15 protein-coding genes and 1 pseudogene are annotated in these 19,169 nt (G+C 62.2%); 15 read left to right on the top strand and 1 reads right to left on the bottom strand.

The window, feature by feature from the left end:
- Positions 1–67: 67 nt before the first annotated feature.
- From BLS08_RS21425 to BLS08_RS21395, 7 genes and pseudogenes are all read left to right on the top strand, one after another.
- Positions 68–460, top strand: a pseudogene (locus tag BLS08_RS21425) (dioxygenase family protein); the annotation flags it as partial.
- A 572-nt stretch (positions 461–1,032) separates the two neighbouring features.
- The gene (locus tag BLS08_RS21420) at positions 1,033–1,875 is read left to right on the top strand and encodes a WD40/YVTN/BNR-like repeat-containing protein (RefSeq protein WP_208600922.1); all 843 of its coding nucleotides are present in this window, start codon (positions 1,033–1,035) and stop codon (positions 1,873–1,875) included.
- Between the two features lie 11 nt (positions 1,876–1,886).
- Positions 1,887–4,355, top strand: a complete 2,469-nt coding sequence (locus tag BLS08_RS21415) for an efflux RND transporter permease subunit (protein ID WP_090337490.1) — start codon at positions 1,887–1,889, stop codon at positions 4,353–4,355.
- A 41-nt stretch (positions 4,356–4,396) separates the two neighbouring features.
- Positions 4,397–6,295 (top strand): DUF1302 family protein, encoded by a 1,899-nt coding sequence (locus BLS08_RS21410; RefSeq protein WP_090337488.1) that lies wholly within the window; start codon positions 4,397–4,399, stop codon positions 6,293–6,295.
- 19 nt (positions 6,296–6,314) lie between these two features.
- On the top strand, positions 6,315–7,643 hold the full coding sequence (locus tag BLS08_RS21405; protein ID WP_090337485.1) for a DUF1329 domain-containing protein: 1,329 nt from the start codon (positions 6,315–6,317) through the stop codon (positions 7,641–7,643).
- A gap of 155 nt (positions 7,644–7,798) precedes the next feature.
- Positions 7,799–9,115, top strand: a complete 1,317-nt coding sequence (locus BLS08_RS21400) for a DUF1329 domain-containing protein (RefSeq protein ID WP_090337483.1) — start codon at positions 7,799–7,801, stop codon at positions 9,113–9,115.
- A 70-nt stretch (positions 9,116–9,185) separates the two neighbouring features.
- Positions 9,186–10,730 (top strand): methyl-accepting chemotaxis protein, encoded by a 1,545-nt coding sequence (locus BLS08_RS21395; RefSeq protein ID WP_090337481.1) that lies wholly within the window; start codon positions 9,186–9,188, stop codon positions 10,728–10,730.
- A gap of 387 nt (positions 10,731–11,117) precedes the next feature.
- Here BLS08_RS21395 and BLS08_RS21390 read toward each other — a convergent pair whose 3' ends face one another.
- On the bottom strand, positions 11,118–12,809 hold the full coding sequence (locus BLS08_RS21390) for a sigma-54-dependent Fis family transcriptional regulator (RefSeq protein ID WP_090337478.1): 1,692 nt from the start codon (positions 12,807–12,809) through the stop codon (positions 11,118–11,120).
- A gap of 418 nt (positions 12,810–13,227) precedes the next feature.
- On the opposite strand from BLS08_RS21390, the gene BLS08_RS21385 reads away from it, so the two are divergent.
- From BLS08_RS21385 to BLS08_RS21350, 8 genes are all read left to right on the top strand, one after another.
- Positions 13,228–13,497, top strand: coding sequence for a phenol hydroxylase subunit (locus tag BLS08_RS21385; protein WP_045736206.1), 270 nt, complete (start codon positions 13,228–13,230; stop codon positions 13,495–13,497).
- A 48-nt stretch (positions 13,498–13,545) separates the two neighbouring features.
- Positions 13,546–14,547 (top strand): aromatic/alkene monooxygenase hydroxylase subunit beta, encoded by a 1,002-nt coding sequence (locus BLS08_RS21380; RefSeq protein ID WP_090337476.1) that lies wholly within the window; start codon positions 13,546–13,548, stop codon positions 14,545–14,547.
- Positions 14,544–14,816: an MmoB/DmpM family protein gene (locus tag BLS08_RS21375; RefSeq protein ID WP_059392796.1), complete on the top strand. Its 273-nt coding sequence runs from the start codon at positions 14,544–14,546 to the stop codon at positions 14,814–14,816. The genes BLS08_RS21380 and BLS08_RS21375 overlap by 4 nt, the downstream gene beginning before the upstream one ends.
- Before the next feature lie 10 nt (positions 14,817–14,826).
- Complete coding sequence (locus tag BLS08_RS21370) at positions 14,827–16,380, top strand: aromatic/alkene/methane monooxygenase hydroxylase/oxygenase subunit alpha (protein ID WP_090337474.1); 1,554 nt, start codon at positions 14,827–14,829, stop codon at positions 16,378–16,380.
- Between the two features lie 71 nt (positions 16,381–16,451).
- Entirely contained in the window at positions 16,452–16,811 is a 360-nt protein-coding gene (locus tag BLS08_RS21365) for a phenol hydroxylase subunit P4 (RefSeq protein ID WP_059392798.1), read from the top strand.
- Between the two features lie 10 nt (positions 16,812–16,821).
- Complete coding sequence (gene dmpP / locus BLS08_RS21360) at positions 16,822–17,883, top strand: phenol 2-monooxygenase reductase component DmpP (protein WP_090337472.1); 1,062 nt, start codon at positions 16,822–16,824, stop codon at positions 17,881–17,883.
- A gap of 8 nt (positions 17,884–17,891) precedes the next feature.
- Complete coding sequence (locus tag BLS08_RS21355; RefSeq protein ID WP_045736212.1) at positions 17,892–18,230, top strand: 2Fe-2S iron-sulfur cluster binding domain-containing protein; 339 nt, start codon at positions 17,892–17,894, stop codon at positions 18,228–18,230.
- Positions 18,227–19,150 (top strand): catechol 2,3-dioxygenase, encoded by a 924-nt coding sequence (locus BLS08_RS21350; protein WP_090337470.1) that lies wholly within the window; start codon positions 18,227–18,229, stop codon positions 19,148–19,150. Before BLS08_RS21355 ends, BLS08_RS21350 begins: the two co-directional genes overlap by 4 nt.
- Positions 19,151–19,169: the final 19 nt, after the last annotated feature.

Genomic DNA, 19,169 nt, shown 5'->3' with positions numbered 1-19,169 from the left:
TTTGTCGGAAACTGTGTTTCAGCCTGATCCCAGGTCGACTCCACAATACTCACAACAGGAGCGCACCATGCCTGCCGAGGACAATCGCCGTTTCGTCATTCGTGACCGCAACTGGCACCCCAAAGCCCTGACGCCCGATTACAAGACCTCCATCGCCCGCTCGCCGCGTCAGGCGTTGGTAAGCATCCCGCAGTCGATTTCCGAAACCACCGGCCCGGACTTCTCGCACCTCAAGCGTGGTGAGCACGACAACGACCTGCTGCTCAACTTCAACAACGGTGGCCTGCCCATCGGCGAGCGCATCATCGTTTCCGGGCGGGTGATGGATCAGTACGGCAAGCCGATCCCGCACACCCTGGTGGAAATGTGGCAGGCCAACGCCGGTGGCCGCTACCGGCACAAGAACGACCGCTATCTGGCGCCGCTCGATCCCAACTTCGGTGGTGTCGGCCGTGCTTTGCTTGGTGGTGATGTCATTGCGGTTATGTAGGGCTGAGGTTTTTTGAATCGAATGGCTGTTCAGGATCCCAGCCGTGTCCGTCGGAAGCAGTGCTGGCCTTTGAGCGCATGCCATGGCTGACCTGGCGCCCTTCAAAATCCATTCGCTGGCGGATCCTTGCGTCTGTACTTCACCAAATGGACAACCCTTTCATCGGTTTGATTATTTGCTCAACTCTACCGTCTACGAGCTGAGGTGCGAGCCCTTCGGTGGAGTATCGGTGAGGCAATAAAAATCAATATATATCAACGATTTATATCGTGATTAAAGCCGCAGGTTAACTGCTGGCACAGGCGTTGCTCTAGCGTCATCAACCGCTTCAAGACAACAACAATCACAAGTGGTGAGACGTGATGAAAACGCGAAACTCTCTCGATGGCCGTTGGCCGTTGAGTGCCTACCGCCGTGCACCCTGTTTGCTTAGCGCAATACTCCTACCTGCTTTCTTGGTTGGCTGCGAAGCGCAGCTAAATCTCTCCGGCGTAGAGGCCAGCAGCTCCAAGGCCGTTCAGCGCACCGATTTTTACCAGGCCATGGCCAGTACACCAGGCGTCACTCTGCTGGCCGGTAACAATGGCGTGCTGTTGAGCAGTCTCGATCAGGGCAAGAACTGGTCGCGTCAGATCATCGCAAATGGTCGCAGCCTGATTGATCTGGATGCCTGCGCCGACGGCAGCTTCATCGCGCTCAGTTTCGACAACTATCTGTGGCATAGCCACGATCAGGGCAAGAGCTGGCGCGAGATCCAGTTGCCGACCCAAGAGCAGATGCTAACGGCGGCCTGTTCGCCAAGCGGAGCCTGGTGGGTCGCCGGCGGCCTAAGCACGTTGCTCGGCAGCACTGACTTGGGGGCCAACTGGCAGGAAACCAGCCTCGACGAAGACGCCATGCTGACCAACCTGCAGTTCATCGACCGCGACCATGCGGTGGCCGTGGCTGAGTTCGGCATGCTCTTCGCCAGCCAGGACGGCGGCGCCAATTGGCAGCTGGCCGGCACCCTGCCGGATGAGTTCTACCCGCACGCCAGCTACTTCCGCAGCCTCGAGGAGGGCTGGGTCGGTGGCCTCAACGGCTTCATCTACCACACCACGGATGCTGGGCAGAGCTGGCAACGCCAGAGCACGCCGAGCAGCGCGCCGATCTTCGGCTTTCTAGCGAGCGACAACGGCCTGTTCGCCGTCGGCGACCACAGCAGCGTGCTGCAACTGGCCGGTGAACAGTGGCAAACGCTGCCGACGCCCGATGCGCCGGTCTACTTGCGCGCCATCACCGCGGATAGCGCGCAACGCCTGATCGTTGCCGGCGGCCGCGGCCTGCTGCTGACCCTCGACACCGCGCCCAGCGCTACGCCCGCCGTTGCCACCACGACCGACTGAGACCCGTCACCATGCCGATACTGCATCCGTTTAGCCATAAGTTGGCTCAGGCCAAGGTCTGGCTGTTCGACCACCCGCGCACCGTGCTGGCGATCATCGCGGTGCTGACCCTGTTCTTCGCCCTGCGCATTCCCGGGCTGAAGGTCTACACCGACTTCTCCGATCTGCTGCCGCAGGAACACCCGTACATCCAGCTGCACAACAGCATCAAGGACAGCTTCGGCGGCGCCAACGTGCTGGTCATCGGCGTGGCCTTCGACAAAGGCGACCTGTTCAGCAACGAGCGCCTGGCCTTGATCGATCGGGTCACCCAGGCGGTGGACAGCCTACCCGGAGTCAACCACAACCTGGTCAGCAGCCTGACCCACCGCAACTCGCGCAAGGTCTGGCTGACCGAGGTCGGCAGCATCAACTCCGAGCCTTACTACCAACCCGAGTTTGGCCAGCTCTCCGCCGCGCAGTTGGACGCGATGAAAGCCGACGTGGTGGCCAACCCGCGGGTCTATGGCCCATTGGTGTCGCCGGACCTGCAAGTGGCGCTGGTCAAGGCGCAACTGATCGAAGGCCAGCTCGACTACGCCAAAACCTTCGCGCAGATCCAGGCGCTGCGCGAAGCCGAGAAGATCGACGGGGTGACCCTCTACGCCACCGGCCAGCCGGTGCTGGTGGGCTGGGCCTACACCTACATGAGCCAGATTTTGCAGATCTTCATCTGCACCGTGCTGATCATGCTGGCGCTGCTGGTAATGCATTTCCGCAAGGCCTATGGCGTGCTGATCCCACTCGGCGGGGTAATGATATCGACCATCTGGGGCCTCGGCATCATCAGCCTGCTGGGCTACAACCTCGACCCGCTGGGCCTGGTGATTCCCTTCCTGATCGCCGCCCGGGCCATGAGCCACGGCGTGCAGCTGGTCGAGCGTTATTACGCCGAGGTCAAACTGCTCGGCGACGGCCCGCTGGCCGCGCGCGCCACCTTCGACAGCCTGTTCCGCCCCGGCACCCTGGGCATTGTCTCGGACGCCATCGGCCTGCTGCTGATCGCCATCGGCTCAATCGCCCTGAACACCAAGCTGGGCATCTATGCCTCGCTGTGGGCGACCACGGTGATCTTCAGCGTGCTGATCGGCGTGCCGCTGCTGCTGTCGATCCTGCCCAAGCCGAAGAACCCGGAGATGCGCGAGACCGCGCTGCGCCACATCGGCGCGATCTGTGCGCGGACGGTGGCCAACCCGAGCGCCGCGCGCAAGGCGCTGGGCCTGGCCGCACTGGCCATCCTCGCCAGCCTGTGGGCCTCCTCCCAGGTGCGCATCGGCGACTCCGAGCCCGGTTCGCCGATCCTCTACCCGGAACACGACTACAACGTCTCGTCCAAGGAGATCAACCAGCGCTTCCCCGGCTCGGAAGAGCTGTACATCGTCGCCGAGCATGCCGAGAAAGGCGGAATCAAGAAACCCGAGGTGCTGCGCGCCCTGCAATCGCTGCAAAACCACATGCTCAGCGACCCCTCGGTCGGCGGCAGCAAGGGCTTGCCGGACCTGATCACCCAGGTCAACCGGCTGATGCACAACGACGATCCGCGCTGGCTGCAGATTCCCCACGACGCCAATTACGTCGGCGGGCTGATGTTCACCTACATGGCCTCCAGCCCGATCCCCGGGGCGCTCAACGAGTTCACCGACACCGACGACCGCGTCGCCAACCTGGTGTTCTATTACAAGGATCGTCAGGGCGAGACCATCCGCCGCGCCATCCACATGGCCAAGCAGTGGATCGAGCTGCACGGCGATGCAGTGCCGGGGCTGAGCATCCGCCTGGCTGGCGGTACCCTCGGCGTGGCCGCGGCGATGAACGAGTCGGCATTCGAGACCAACCTGGTGGTGCTGCCGCTGGTGTTCCTGCTGATCTTCGCCTTCGTCATGCTGTTCTACACCTCCTGGCATGCCGGCTTGATGATGCTCCTGGCGATGGCCTTCGCCACCGCGCTGACCTACGCCTATATGGGCCTGGCCGGCATGGGTATCGACATCAACACGGTGCCGGTGATCGCCGTCGGCATTGGCGTGGGCATCGACTACTCAATCTACATGATGGATCGCATCCGCGAGGAAATGGTCAAGTTTGGCCGTCTCACCGACGCGGTGCGCCAGGCCATCGCCACCACCGGCATGGCCATCAGCTTCACCGCACTGACCCTGATGGCCGGGATCATCATGTGGGTGATCCTCTCGGACCTGCGTTTCCAGTCCGATGCCGCCCTGCTGCTGTGCGTGATGATCGTCATCAACGCCATCGCCGCCATGTTGCTGGTACCCGCCTGGGTGCTGGTGTTCAAGCCGAAGTTCATCACCGGGGCCTATGCCGACGCAGACGGCATTCTGCACGCCGACGCTGTCGTGCCCGCCTCAGCCGAACCCCTGCCGGTCGCGCCCTGCGTGGCGACCGGCGGGCTGCCGCAAGAGGAACGCCATCCGGCCTGAACCGGATGTCTTCCCACACTTAAACCGCACGAGGACCTGTCATGCCGACAACAACAAAAATGGGCCTGCGACACTGGAGTCTGGCCCTGCTGGGCGGCTCAAGCCTTGCTCTGACGCCACTGACTTCGGTCATGGCCGAGGAAGAAATGCAGTTCACCGGTTTCTACGAGAATGCCACCTTCGTTCGCGATAGCGCCGGATTGTCGAAATTCCGCAACACCGTGCAGGTCAACGCGGACAAGAAATTCGGCACCCTGGGCCAGCTGAACTTCAACAACGTGGCCTTCCACGGCACATTCCGCGCTACCTACGACGGGGTCTACGACCTCAACAGCAGCGAGTACGGCAGTGGCGCCGGCGGCGCGGTCAACCTGGAGAACAACATCGCCGGCGCGGGCTCGACCGTGCCGCACGGCGGTGGCATCCGTCCGCCAGGCACCTTCTTCGGCTTCAACGACGCGCGCAACCCCAACGAGGGGATGATCGTGCTCGGCGAAAACCTGCACAAAACCCGTGGTGGCGTGGCCTTCGGCGTGCCGGTACGGCCCTGCGACAAGGACAGCCGCGGCTGCATCGACGACTATCTGGACTACAGCAGCAACGACCTGCGTTTCCCCGAGTTCAACGAACGCCTGGACTTCATCCGCGAGCTCTACGTCGACTTCGACAACGATCTGCCCAACGGCGATATCCTGAGCTGGCGCCTGGGCAAGCAGCAGGTGATCTGGGGCCGCACCGACCTGTTCCGCGTGCTCGACGTGATCAACCCGGTCGACTACTCGCGTAACAACATCTATGACGAGCTGGAAGACATCCGCATTCCCATGTGGATCGCCAAGGCCGACTGGCGCATGGGCGCCGGCGAGGTGTTCGACGACCTCAACCTGTCGTTCGTGTGGAACTTCGACAAGTTCCGTCCGCACAACCTCGGGCAGTGCGGCCAGCCCAACTCGATCCTCGACGCTGGCTGCTTCTTCCGCGGCATGAACAACCTGTGGGAAAACGGCGGCACCGTGGCCAACTTCGCCGGCGGCAACATCGCCACCGACTTCGGCCCCGGCCAGATCGGTATCCGCAAGGCGCACATGCCGTCCTGGAGCCTGTCCAACAGCCAGTTCGGCATCAAGCTGGAAGGCGTCTATGGCGATTTCGGCTTCTCGCTGAACGCCCTGACCTACCGCTCGCAACTGCCCTCGCTGCGTGGCGGCATCCCGGCGCAGAACGCCTTCACCGGTGAAACCGCGGTATGGCCGGGCCTGATCGCCTTCGATATCCATTTCCCGCGGGTCAACCTGATCGGCGGTTCGATGGACTACTACTCGCAAGCGATCGACACGGTGTTCCGCTTCGAAGTCGCGCACACCGAGGGCGAGGAGTTTGCCAACACCCTGCAATCACGGCTGTTCTCTGAGTCCGACGTCACCCGTTACGTGATCGGTGCGGACAAGAACATCTTCATCCCCTTCCTCAACCCGGGCCGCGCCTTCCTCTTCTCCGGCCAGCTGTTCGGCCAGCACATCCACGAGCACCAGCTTGAGGATCGCCCACTGGGCAAGGCCGGCATGCCGGACTGGGAGCAGAACTGGATCGGCACCCTGCTGGTGAAAGGCTGGTGGATGAACGACCGCCTCAGCCCGCAAATAATCGTCGCGCATGACTTCAAGGCCCAGGCCACGGCCATCGCGCCGAGCGTGGAATACCTGTTCAGCGACAACTTGAAGATCGTCGCCGGCGCCAACCTCAAGGTCGGTCGCGGCGCTCGCGAGTTCGACGACTGCCGCAGCTGCAACCCCTGGGACCCCTTCACCAGCTATGGCCTGCCGGAGGGCGCCACCGCCGGTCTGAGCGGCTACGAGCCGCTGGGCCGCTTCCGCGCCGGCCCCATCGGCATGGCGCAGAAGGAAGACGAACTGCAACTGACCCTGCGTTACAGCTTCTGATCAATCACGAGGAATAGCCATGAACAACAAGAAATCCCGGCAGAGCCGCACCCTGGCGCTGGCCCTGTTGACGCTGGGCGCGACCAGCGGCGTGCACGCCGCCGACGAGGCGGTGATCCAGCAGTCCTTCTACCCCTACCAGAACGACAAGCCGAGCTTCGCCGGTCTGAGCGCCGGCATGACCATCAACAAGGGCAACGTCGCCCAGTTCAAGGAGATTCTCGACCCGGCCTTCTACGGCTTTATCGAGAAAGGTTGGGTGGAGCTGAAGGTCGGTGACACCACCTCCTTCGACCTGCACCCCAACTATGTCGAGGCTACCCGCCAGCACATGGACACGGTCAAACTCGGCGCGAAGCCCGGCGAGATCAGCGGCGCCGTGGCCGGCCGGCCGTTCCCCCAGGAGCCGGACGCGAACGACCCGCGCGCCGGCGAGAAGCTCGCCTGGAACTACAAGTACGGCTACAACTGGGGCGACAGCGCCGCCATCTCGCCGTTCTACTGGAAGTTCCGCGACATGAACACGGGCAAGTTGGAACGCACCATCAAGTTCGACTTCCACTTCCTCAACTTCACCCGCCGGGTCAACCAGGAGCCCACGCCGGCGATCACCCCAAACCCGTCGCAGCTGTTCCGCGGCATCTACGTCAAGGTGCAGGAGCCGTATGACGTACGCAACACCCAGCTGTTGATCCACCGCGCCGAAGACGACCTCAAGCGTGACAACTCCTGGCTGTACCTGGGCTTCCAGCGTCGCGTGCGGCGCCTGGCCACCGGCCAGGTGACCGATGCCTTCCTCGGTTCCGACTTGATGATCGAGGACTTCGAGGGCTACAACGGGCGTATTTCCGACATGCAGTGGAGCTACAAGGGCACCCGCTTCATGCTGATGCCGTTCTACAACCACAACGACCTGACGCTGGACAGCGAAACGCACAAGGACAGCGACGGTTACCAGGTGGTGGCGTTCGGCGGTCAGGGCGGCTGTTTCCCCAACATCACCTGGCAGCTGCGCAAGGTCTACGAGGTGGAATCGGTGCCGGTGGACGGCAGCCACCCACTGTCCAAGCGCGTGCACTACATGGATGCGCAGACCTTCACCGTGCCGCGCACCGTGTCGTATGACCGCAAGGGCAGCATGTGGAAGACCTTCACCATCGGCCAGGCCCACCCGGATCACCACCTGCCGAAGAACAAGGGCTCCGGCGTGTCGATCGACGACAGCTTCACGATGATCGACATCCAGGCCATGCACTGCACCACGGGGCAGTTCAAGGGCCAGGTCGATCCGGAGATGAGCAAGCCGGAGATGTTCAGCGTGCAGCACATGCGCGCCACCGGTAACTAAGCAGCGCCACTCGGTCCGGCCGGTTAGACGCGGCCGGGCCTTTCTCCCAACCAGCAGCCCAGCCAACAGCGCCGTCCGCATGGGCGGCGCTGTGAGAAGCCGTGCCCGCAGGCCAGGAACCTGTCGAGCGGGATCCCTCCAGCAAAGGTTCAGCCATGAATAATAACAACAGACTGTTTTGTGCCTTGCTCTACCTCAGCCTGCACCCGCTGTCCGCCCTGGCCGATGACGAGCTCATCGACAAGGCCTTCTACCCTTACCGCGCGGCAATACCCGAGGCCGACGGTCTGAACACCGGCATGCTCATCGAATCCGACAACGTCGAGCGCTTCAAGGAGCTGCTCGACCCCGCCATGCTCGGCTTTATCCGCCAGGGCTGGACTCGCATCGAGGTCGCGCCGACCACCTCGTTCGACCTGCACCCCCACTACGTCGAGGCCACCCGCAAACACCTGAACAGCGCCAAACTAGGCGCCAACCCCGGTGAGATCAGCGGCACCATTGCCGGCCGGCCCTTTCCCGCGGAGCCGGATGCCGCCGATCCGCGCGCCGGGGAGAAACTCGCCTGGAACGTCAAGTACGGCTACAACTGGGGCGACAGCGCGATCATCTCCCCGTTCATCTGGAAGTACCGCAACATGGACACGGCCGAGGTGGAGCGCACCATCGGCATGACCATGAACTTCCTCAACTTCACCAATCGGGTCAACCAGCCGCCGCTACCGGCCATTACCCCCAACCCGTCGAACAAGTTCCGGGCGATCTACCTCAACATCGACTCGCCGCAGGATCTGCGCAACACCCAACTGCTGATTCATCGTTTCAACAACGATCTGAAGCGCGACAACTCCTGGCTCTATCTGGGCTTTCAACGCCGCGTCAGACGCCTGGCCACCGGGCAGATGACCGACGCTTTCCTGGGCTCCGATCTGATGATCGAGGATTTCGAGGGCTACAACGGGCGCATCGCCGACATGCGCTGGAGCTATCAGGGTACCCGCTTCATGTTGATGCCCTTCTACAACCACAACGACCTGGCCCTCGACGAGGGCAGCACCGACAGCGAGGGCTACCGCATGGTGGCCTTCGACGGCAAAGGCAACTGCTTCCCGCGCATCACCTGGCAACTGCGCAAGGTCTATCAGTTGCAGGCAACGCCGCTCAATACGTTCGCCCGCCACCCGCTGTCCAAGCGCGTCCATTATGTGGATGCACAGACCTTCGCCGTGTCGCGCACCGTCTCCTACGACCGCCAGGGCGAGCCGTGGAAGACCTTCACCATCGGCAAGGCGCACCCGGATCATCACCTGCCGATCAACAAGGGCAGCGGAGTCGCGCTGGACGACAGCTTCTCGATGATCGACATGCAGGCCATGCACTGCACCACCGGACAGTTCAAGGGCCAGGTCGACTCCGAGCAGAGCAAGCCAGAGATTTTCAGCGTGCAGTACCTGCGTGCAACCGGGAATTGATCCCTCGTACAGAGGCGCTCTTATCTCTGCTCATCTCAGGATCGCCAGTGCATTAAAAAGGACGTGCAATATGACACTCACTCATGCTCACCCCGCCGAACAGTTGCTCTTGCTGTGCGACGCCAGCGGCCTCATCACCTACGTCAGCCCGGCCTTTGCCAGCCTTGCCGGCTACCGCCCTGGGCAATTGCTCGGTCAGCCGGTCAATTGTCTGCGCCACCCAGAGATGCACGCCGGCCCGTTCAAGGATCTTTGGGGCACGGTGAACAAAGGCCAGTCGTGGATGGGCATGCTGCAGAACCGCCGCGCCGATGGTCAGGGATTTTGGGTCGACGTCTACATCAGCCCGATCCTCGAAAACGGTGAGGTACTCGAGTATCAGGCGATCTACCAGTTGCCGACCCCGCAGATGATTGCCCGCGCAAGTGAAACTTATCGTGTGCGCGCTCAAGGTCGACAGCCGGCCTGCCTGCGCTGGCCGAACCCGAGTCAGGCGTCTCGCCAGAGCCTGTGGGCTTGCCTGTCAATCGCCCCTCTGGCTGCGCTAAGCATCAGTCTGCAGCCCATGCTCGGCGGGCTCGCCACGCTAGGTTCGGCAATACTCTGCTGGTTGCTGCTGCAGCGACAAGCCCGGCCATTCGCTGCGCTCGTGCGCAATAGCCGCAGTCTGGTGCAGCATCCAATCAAACAGTTGATCTACACAGGCCGGGTGGATCAGATCGGACAGATAGAGCTGGCCATGCGCTTGCTGGAATTCAGGCTGGCCGCCTTGCTCGCACGCATTCACGACAGCAGCCGTCAGGTTGCTGAGGGCGCCGGTCAGGCTACTAGTCTGGTCGGCGCTAGCAGTGCTGCCTCGCACGACCAGCAACAGGAGCTGGCCGGAATCGCTGCGGCCGTCGAGGAGTTCGCTGCGACCACTCAGCAAGTCGCCAAAAGCACCTTCGACGCAACCAGCCTGGCCCAGCAAGCCGAAGCATTGACCAATGACGGTCGTCAACGCATGGAGCGGGCCAGATGGAGCATCAACCGGCTTTCCGACACGCTGGAGAGCTCAGGGAGCGCGGTAGCCGCCCTCGCTCAACACAGCCAGGATATCGGGCGCATTTCCGAGGTGATTCGCAGTATTGCCGAACAAACCAACTTGCTTGCGCTCAACGCCGCCATCGAAGCCGCGCGGGCGGGCGACAACGGTCGTGGCTTCGCAGTGGTCGCCGACGAGGTGCGCTCGTTGGCCCGCCGTACGCAGAGTTCTACCGACGAGATACAGGGCATGATCGAGGTACTGCGTCAAGGCACTAGCCAAGTGGTGCAGACGATGGAGCAAGGCCGCAGTCATCTACTGTCAAGCGTTAGCGAGGTTGATGGCGCCGCCACAGTGCTACTGGGTATCCTCGACAGCACCGCCAGCATTCACCAGTTGAGCACGCAAATTTCCAGCGCCAGCGACCAACAAAGCCTGGCAGCGGAGGAGATTAACGCCAAGCTGCATGCCATTCATCAGCTGGCGTTGCACGGTGGCGAACAACTACGCAACACCCTGAAGTTTGCCGAACATGTAAAGACTCAAGCTCAACGCCAACAGGCCTTGGTTGGACATTTGCTGAACGGCTAAGGCGTTGTCTGAACGCCCGCTACCGCTCGCGCTGGCTGTTTGCTGGGGCGCTACGCCGCGGCACACGGACAGCGGCGAGTCTGCTCCAGCCGCCTCAATGGGCGCCTGCCTGAGTCGCACCAGGTGACTTGGGCAGACGCCTACGAGGCATACGCATTACTAAGGAAGTTCTGCAAAGGCCATTTACCGTCACTCCCGCGCAGGCGGGAGCCCAGGTACTACGCAGCTTGTGGATTATTCCCCTGCGGGCCTGCGCCAGCGCTGTGCAGTGATAAAGCTGCTGTCGCGCCTGCGCCCGACTATTTCAGCGTTTCCCTAAGCGAGGCGCTGAGGTTTCGTCAGGGTACGAATGCAACCTCAGCAGTATTGGAGCTGGTAAATGGCGACTCAATCCTCGATGCCGATCTTCTTCAGCCGGTAGGCCAGAGCCGGGCGGCTCAGCCCCAGCAGGCGGGCAGCACCGGAGACGTTCTGCTTGGCTTGCTGCATGGCTTCGCGCATTAGGCTTTCCTCGATCTCGTCGAGGCTCAGGCCGCTGCCCAGCAACTGGCTGATCCAGCTGCCCTGGCCATTGTCCGGCTGGATCAGCACGCCGTCCGATGACACTCGCTCGCTGTCGATCGACGTTTCTTTCGGCGGCCGTGGAAACAGCGCCGGCACGCTGATGCTTTCGTTCGGTTCGGTGAGGATGATGCCGCGCTCGATGACGTTTTCCAGCTCGCGGATATTGCCCGGCCAGCTGTAATGCAGGCAGGCCTCCAGGGCTTTGTCCGAAAGGCCGAGGGTTCTCTTGCCGTACTCCTCGTGGAAGCGCTGCAGGAAGTGCTCAACCAGCAGCGGAATGTCCTCGCGGCGTTCGCGCAACGCCGGGATCGCCACCGGGAAGACGTTCAGCCGGTAGTACAGGTCGGCGCGAAAACGCCCGGCCTTGACCGCTTCGGCCAGGTCCTCGTGGGTGGCGGCGATAACCCTTACGTCGATCTTGCGCGTGCGGTTGTCGCCAACTCGCTCCAGCTCGCCCTCTTGCAGCACGCGCAGCAGGCTGGCCTGAGCGCGCGGGCTGAGTTCGATCACCTCGTCAAGGAAGATGGTGCCCTTGTCGGCCCGCTCGAAGCGGCCCATGCGTGGCTGAGTGGCGCCGGTGAAGGCGCCTTTTTCCACGCCGAACAATTCGGACTCGATCAGGTCCGGCGGGATCGCCGCACAGTTCACCGCGACAAAGGGCTCGGCGGCGCGTTTGCTACGCAGGTGCACGCTGCGCGCGATGACCTCCTTGCCTACCCCGGTCTCGCCGAGCAGCAGCACCGAGACTTTGCCCTGTGCGGCCTTGTCCATCATCTTGCGCACGGTCTGGTAGGCCGGGGTCTGGCCGATGCCGTAGTACTGGCCTTCCTGTTTGTCGAGGTTGGTACGCAGCGACACCAGTTGCGATTGCAACTCGTAGAGTTCCTCGATGATGGGGTCGCTCTTGAAATACTGTTTGAAGCTGGCTACATCGTCCCACTCTTCGGCCGGCTTGCCGATGATCCGGCACTTGTCGCCGCCGCAGCCGCGGCAGCTGACTTCCTTGAAGATGACTTCCCGGCCCATGAACGCCGAGGAATAGGCGCAGGCGTAGCCGAGCAGAGTCCAGCACACCGGGTCTTGCATCAGCCCCAGCTCGGTCTGGCAGATTTCCACCTCGAAGGAGTCGATCCACTCCACCTCGACGTAGAAGCGCCCGCTTTCCTTGTCGATATCGACCTCGGTGGGGCGGGCCTTGACCAGGCCCTTGAGCGAATGCAGCTGCGGGCCGGCGAGGAACATGTCGTACTCGCTGGCATTCGGGCGCAGCTTCCAGGCCAGTTCGGCGTCCTTCAGTCCGGACTGGTAACCCATGCGCAGGAAGAATCCCTTGGCCCGCTCGATGCCCAGGGTGTTGACCATCTCGCGGCGGAAATTGGCCATCGCGGAAACCTGCAACAGCAGCATGCGCTGCTCGCCCAGCCAGATCTTGCCTTCCGTGCTCTGGAAGTGGATGAGGCTGGTGAGGTCCTTGAAGTCTGCGTATTGCATCTCGGGTTTATAGCGGATAGGCATGAACTCAAATCCCCTGATTTATTGTTGTAGGGGGCGCTGAAACACCTGGAAAGCACACGGCAGTCGATGTATTCAGCGAACACTCCAGGCGGCCTTTCCGGCCGTGTTGGCGCAACGCCAACTCACCATATTCGCCTTTTTCGGCAGATGAAAGTCAACCAAATGATGAAAGGCACGAGTATCCGGGGCTGTGCCATCGGTTGCCCTGCGCAGGGGCTGTGAGCATTTGCTCAAGTGCGGCGAAGCAATTGAGCAAATGCTCAAAAAGCCCGTGTGGCGCCTGCCTTCACGGCGTGTTGCAGGTGCCGTTCAATAAATTAAAAATCATTTAAATACAAATACTTATGTTCTTTTTTGACGCCTTGGCACAGGCGTTGCGTTAGCGCCTTGGCCAGCAACCAGCCAGGAACCGGCCGAGATGAAAGACCCAGAGATTCCCTTCGATCAGCTGACCCGGTTTGTCCGGGTGCGCAGCGAGCCGGATGCCAGGTTCGTCGAATTCGATTTCGCCATTGGTCATCCGGAGCTGTTCGTCGAGCTGGTACTGCCACGCGCAGCCTTCGCCACGTTCTGCCAGCGCCAGCGTGTGGTGCAGATGGACGCGGCGATGTGCCAAGCGGTGGATGAAGACGCGGCCAAGTGGCGCTACGGCGATGTCGGACGACGCGAGGCAAACGATCGAGAGTAAGCCCGAGCGACAGCCGAACACACACAACAACAAGAAGGTACGTTTGAAATGAGCGTAGAGATCAAGACCAATACGGTGGAAACCCTCCGCCACACCTACGGCAACCTGCAGCGCCGTTTCGGTGACAAGCCGGCGAGCCGCTATCAGGAAGCCAGCTACGACATCGAACCGACTACCAACTTCCACTACCGGCCGCTGTGGGAGCCGCAGCGCCAACTCAACGACCCCAGCCGTACGGCGATCCGCATGGCCGACTGGCACGCGGTCACCGACCCGCGCCAGTACTTCTACGGTGCCTACGTGCAGGCCCGGGCGCGCATGCAGGAAGCCGCCGAGCATACCTACGGCTTCTGTGAAAAACGTGGCCTGTTGAGCCGCCTGCCCGAGGCGCTGCAGCACAAGATCCTGCGTTGCCTGGTGCCGCTGCGCCACGCCGAGATGGGCGCCAATATGAACAACAGCGGCATTGCCGGCGACTGCATCGCCGGCACCATGACCCAACTGCACATCTATCAGGCCATGGATCGTCTGGGCATTGGCCAGTACCTGTCACGCATCGGCCTGCTGCTCGGCGAGGGCAGCGGCAGTGCGCTGGATCAGGCCAAGGCTTACTGGATGGACGACCCGATCTGGCAAGGCCTGCGGCGCTACGTAGAAGACAGCCTGGTGATCAAGGACTGGTTCGAGCTGACCCTGGCGCAGAACCTGCTGCTCGACGGCATGAGCTACCCGCTGATGTACCAGCGCTTCGATCAGCAACTGGGCGAAGAGGGCGCTGGCGACGTGTCGATGCTCACCGAATTCATGCGCGACTGGTACGCCGAAAGCACCCGCTGGGTCGACGCCATGCTCAAGGTGGTGCTGGCCGAAAGCGCGGACAACCACGCGCAGATCCAGACCTGGGTGGATGCCTGGGAACCGCGCGCCTATGCCGCACTGCAACCGTTGGCCGAAGCGGCCACCGGCCTGGCCGCCCTCGACGACGTGCGTGCCGCGCTGGCCGCCCGCCTGCACAAACTTGGGCTGCGCAGCCCCGGAGTACCAGCATGAAACAACTGGCTTTCATCGTATTCCAGGACAACGACAACGCCCGTTACCTGGTGGACGCCATCATCCAGGACAACCCCCACGCCGAGGTTCAGTACCAGCCCGCGATGATCCGCATCCAGGCCGAGCAGCGCCTGGAAATCCGCCGCACGACAGTGGAGGAAATAATCGGTCGCGAGTGGGACGTCCAGGAAATGCTCATCGACGTGATAAGCATCGGCGGCAACGTGGCCGAGGACGACGACAGCTTCGTCCTCGAGTGGAAGAACTAGGAGGCAGACCATGACAACTCAGAAGAAAAAACTCAGCCTGAAAGACAAGTACCAGTACCTGACCCGCGACATGGCCTGGGAACCGAGCTACCAGAAGAAGGAAGACATCTTTCCCTACGAACGCTTTGAGGGGATCAAGATCACCGACTGGGACAAGTGGGAAGATCCCTTCCGCCTGACCATGGATGCCTACTGGAAGTATCAGGCCGAGAAAGAGAAGAAGCTGTACGCCATCTTCGACGCCTTCGCCCAGAACAACGGCCACCTGAATATTTCCGATGCGCGCTACGTCAACGCCCTCAAGCTGTTTCTGACCGGTGTTTCGCCGCTGGAATACGGCGCGTTTCAGGGCTATGCCAAGGTTGGCCGGCATTTCAGTGGTGCCGGTGCGCGGGTAGCCTGCCAGATGCAGTCGATTGACGAGCTGCGTCACGTGCAGACCCAGCTGCACGCCATGAGCCACTACAACAAGCACTTCAACGGCCTGCACGATTTTGCCCACATGCACGACCGGGTGTGGTTCCTCTCGGTACCCAAGTCGTTCTTCGACGACGCGCGCTCGGCCGGCCCGTTCGAGTTCCTCACCGCCATCTCGTTCTCCTTCGAGTACGTGCTGACCAACCTGCTGTTCGTGCCGTTCATGTCCGGCGCCGCCTACAACGGCGACATGGCCACGGTCACCTTCGGCTTCTCCGCGCAGTCGGACGAAGCGCGGCACATGACCCTCGGCTTGGAAGTGATCAAGTTCATGCTCGAACAGCACGAAGACAACGTGCCGATCGTCCAGCGCTGGATCGACAAGTGGTTCTGGCGCGGTTATCGCCTGCTCAGTCTGGTCGGCATGATGATGGACTACATGCTGCCGAACAAAGTGATGTCCTGGGCCGAAGCCTGGGAGGTGTATTACGAGCAGAATGGCGGCGCGCTGTTCAAGGATCTCGAGCGCTACGGCATCCGCCCGCCGAAGTACCAGGACCAGGCCACCATCGGCAAGCAACACATCACTCACCAGATCTGGGCGACCTTCTACCAGTACTGCCATGCCACCAACTTCCACACTTGGATTCCCAGCCAGGAAGAGCAGCAGTGGCTCGCGGAAAAGTACCCGGACAGCTTCGACAAGTACTACCGCCCGCGTTTCGACCACTGGCAGGAGCAGCATGCCAAAGGCCAGCGCTTCTACAACTACACCCTGCCGCAGCTGTGCCAAGTGTGCCAAGTGCCGGCGCTGTTCACCGAGCCGGACGACCCGACCACCCTCAGCCACCGGCAGATCGAGCACGAGGGCGAGCGCTATCACTTCTGCTCGGATGGCTGCTGCGACATCTTCCAGCACGAGCCGGAGAAGTACATCCAGGCCTGGCTGCCGGTGCACCAGATCTACCAGGGCAACTGCGAGGGCGGCGATGTGCAGACCGTGGTGGAGAAGTACTACCACCTGAAAAACGGGGTGGACAACCTCGAGTACGTCGGCTCGCCCGAGTACCTGCGCTGGCTGGCCTGGAAAAAACTCGGCACTCCGGCAGTGCCCGCCGGTGCGGGCAACACGCGCGACGCCGCCTGATGCGTCACCCCGGGTCGGGGTGGCGCTGCCGCCCCTGACCACCCCGATTCCAAGAACAAGAGGGTCAGCTAATGACTGTTAATGCGATCAGCGAATACCGCGCCACGCCGCGCGACCTGCAAGCCAATTTCCATGGCATGCAGATGCTCTACGTCTACTGGGAAAAACACCTGATGTTCTGCTCGCCCTTCGCCTTTCTCGTCGCCCCGGCGATGACCTTCGGCGCGTTCCTCGAGCAGGTGTTCATGGAGGCGATCAAGGCCCATCCAGACAGCGCGCGCATCGATTTCAGCGCGGCTGTGTGGCAGCTCAATGGCCAGCCGTTCACTGCCGATCCCAGTGCCAGCCTGGAAGCCAACGGTATTGACCACAAGAGCCTGCTGCGCCTGAGCACGCCAGGCTTGAACGGCGTTCAGGGTTCGTGCAGCTGAGAGGTGTGCCATGAGTTACAACGTCACCATTGAACCGACCGGCGAAGTGATCGAAGTGGAGGACGGCCAGACCATCCTCCAGGCCGCTCTGCGCCAGGGCGTCTGGCTGCCGTTCGCCTGCGGCCACGGCACCTGCGCCACCTGCAAGGTGCAGGTGGTCGAGGGCGAAGTGGATATCGGCGAAGCCTCGCCGTTCGCCCTGATGGACATCGAGCGCGACGAGCGCAAGGTGCTGGCCTGCTGCGCCATTCCGCTCTCCGACCTGGTGATCGAAGCCGACGTCGATGCCGACCCGGACTTCCTCGGCCATCCGGTGGAGGATTACCGGGGGGTGGTCAGCGCCCTAGTTGACCTGTCGCCGACCATCAAGGGCCTGCACATCAAGCTGGATCGGCCCATGCCGTTCCAGGCCGGGCAGTACGTCAACCTGGCATTGCCGGGCATCGACGGCACCCGCGCCTTCTCGCTGGCCAACCCGCCGAGCCGGAACGACGAAGTCGAGTTGCACGTGCGCCTGGTCGAGGGCGGTGCGGCCACCGGCTTTATCCACAAACAACTGAAAGTCGGCGACTCGGTGGAGCTGTCCGGACCTTATGGGCAGTTCTTCGTGCGCGACTCGCAGCCCGGCGACCTGATCTTCATCGCCGGCGGCTCGGGCTTATCGAGCCCGCAGTCGATGATCCTCGATCTGCTTGAGCGCGGCGATACGCGGCAGATCACCCTGTTCCAGGGCGCGCGCAATGTCGCCGAGCTGTACAACCGCGAGCTGTTCGAGGCGCTGGCCGCGCAGCACCCGCAGTTCAGCTATGTGCCGGCGCTCAGCCAGGCCAGCGACGACCCGACGTGGCAAGGCTTCAAGGGCTTCGTCCACGACGCCGCCAAGGCGCATTTCGACGGCCGCTTCGGTGGGCAAAAAGCCTACCTGTGCGGCCCGCCGCCGATGATCGACGCGGCCATCACCACCCTGATGCAAGGCCGGCTGTTCGAGCGTGACATCTTTATGGAGCGCTTCTACACCGCCGCCGATGGGGCCGGCGAGAGCAGCCGTTCGGCCCTGTTCAAGCGCATCTGAGGTGAACCATGAACCGTGCCGGTTATGAGATTCGCGAAACGGTCAGCGGCCAGACGTTCCGTTGCCTGCCCGACCAGTCGGTGCTCAGTGCGATGGAGCAACAGGGCAAGCGCTGCGTGCCCGTCGGTTGCCGCGGCGGCGGCTGCGGCCTGTGCAAGGTGCGCGTGCTGAGCGGCAGCTACCAGTGCCACAAGATGAGTTGCAGCCATGTGCCGCCGGAGGCGGCCAAGCAGGGCCTGGCCCTGGCCTGCCAACTGTTTCCCCAGACTGACCTGAGCATCGAATGCCTGCGCCGCCAAGGCCCGGGCGACCACAACAACAAGAACCAGCAAGAGGTGTCGTCATGAAAAAAGGCGTAATGCGCCCCGGTCACGTCCAGCTTCGCGTACTGAACTTGGATAGCGCCTTGGCCCACTACTGCGACCTGCTCGGTCTGATCGAAATGGACCGCGACGAGCAAGGGCGCGTCTACCTGAAGGCCTGGACCGAGGTCGACAAATTCTCCGTGGTGCTGCGCGAGGCCGATCAGCCGGGCATGGATTTCATGGGGTTCAAGGTGATCGACGAGGACTGCCTGAACCGCCTGACCCAGGATCTGCTCAATTATGGCTGCCTGATCGAAACCATCCCCGCCGGCGAACTCAAGGGTTGCGGTCGGCGGGTGCGCTTCCAGGCGCCGTCCGGACACTTTTTCGAGCTCTACGCCGACAAGGAGTACACCGGCAAATGGGGGCTGGAGGAGATCAATCCGGAAGCCTGGCCGCGCAACCTCAAGGGCATGCGCGCGGTGCGTTTCGACCACTGCCTGCTGTATGGCGACGAGCTGCAGGCGACCTATGCGCTGTTCACCGAGGTGCTCGGTTTCTACCTGGCCGAACAGGTGGTCGACGACAACGGCACGCGCATCGCGCAGTTCCTCAGCCTGTCGACCAAGGCCCACGACGTGGCCTTCATCCAGCACACGGAGAAGGGCCGCTTCCACCACGCCTCGTTCTTTCTGGAAACCTGGGAAGACGTGCTGCGCGCAGCCGACCTGATTTCCATGACCGACACCTCGATCGACATCGGCCCGACCCGCCACGGCCTGACCCATGGCAAGACCATCTACTTCTTCGACCCCTCGGGTAACCGCAACGAGGTGTTCTGCGGTGGCGATTACAACTACCAGGACCACAAGCCCGTGACCTGGCTGGCCAAGGACCTGGGCAAGGCCATTTTTTACCACGACCGGGTGCTCAACGAACGTTTCCTGACCGTGCTCACCTGAAAGCCCGGCTCGCCTTTTT

The sequence above is a fragment of the Ectopseudomonas chengduensis genome (genome assembly GCF_900102635.1).
In the GTDB taxonomy this organism is placed as follows: Bacteria; Pseudomonadota; Gammaproteobacteria; order Pseudomonadales; family Pseudomonadaceae; genus Aquipseudomonas; species Aquipseudomonas chengduensis.
Note: the sequence above shows the minus strand (reverse complement) of the source record. Positions and strands in the feature narration are given on the sequence as shown.

Coding starts and splice junctions, on each gene's coding strand:
- BLS08_RS21405 (WP_090337485.1), top strand. CDS start 6,315: ATGAACAACAAGAAATCCCGGCAGAGCCGCACCCTGGCGCTGGCCCTG.
- BLS08_RS21395 (WP_090337481.1), top strand. CDS start 9,186: ATGACACTCACTCATGCTCACCCCGCCGAACAGTTGCTCTTGCTGTGC.
- BLS08_RS21375 (WP_059392796.1), top strand. CDS start 14,544: ATGAAACAACTGGCTTTCATCGTATTCCAGGACAACGACAACGCCCGT.
- BLS08_RS21420 (WP_208600922.1), top strand. CDS start 1,033: ATGGCCAGTACACCAGGCGTCACTCTGCTGGCCGGTAACAATGGCGTG.
- BLS08_RS21385 (WP_045736206.1), top strand. CDS start 13,228: ATGAAAGACCCAGAGATTCCCTTCGATCAGCTGACCCGGTTTGTCCGG.
- BLS08_RS21390 (WP_090337478.1), bottom strand. CDS start 12,809: ATGCCTATCCGCTATAAACCCGAGATGCAATACGCAGACTTCAAGGAC.
- BLS08_RS21380 (WP_090337476.1), top strand. CDS start 13,546: ATGAGCGTAGAGATCAAGACCAATACGGTGGAAACCCTCCGCCACACC.
- BLS08_RS21355 (WP_045736212.1), top strand. CDS start 17,892: ATGAACCGTGCCGGTTATGAGATTCGCGAAACGGTCAGCGGCCAGACG.
- BLS08_RS21410 (WP_090337488.1), top strand. CDS start 4,397: ATGCCGACAACAACAAAAATGGGCCTGCGACACTGGAGTCTGGCCCTG.
- dmpP (WP_090337472.1), top strand. CDS start 16,822: ATGAGTTACAACGTCACCATTGAACCGACCGGCGAAGTGATCGAAGTG.
- BLS08_RS21370 (WP_090337474.1), top strand. CDS start 14,827: ATGACAACTCAGAAGAAAAAACTCAGCCTGAAAGACAAGTACCAGTAC.
- BLS08_RS21415 (WP_090337490.1), top strand. CDS start 1,887: ATGCCGATACTGCATCCGTTTAGCCATAAGTTGGCTCAGGCCAAGGTC.
- BLS08_RS21400 (WP_090337483.1), top strand. CDS start 7,799: ATGAATAATAACAACAGACTGTTTTGTGCCTTGCTCTACCTCAGCCTG.
- BLS08_RS21350 (WP_090337470.1), top strand. CDS start 18,227: ATGAAAAAAGGCGTAATGCGCCCCGGTCACGTCCAGCTTCGCGTACTG.
- BLS08_RS21365 (WP_059392798.1), top strand. CDS start 16,452: ATGACTGTTAATGCGATCAGCGAATACCGCGCCACGCCGCGCGACCTG.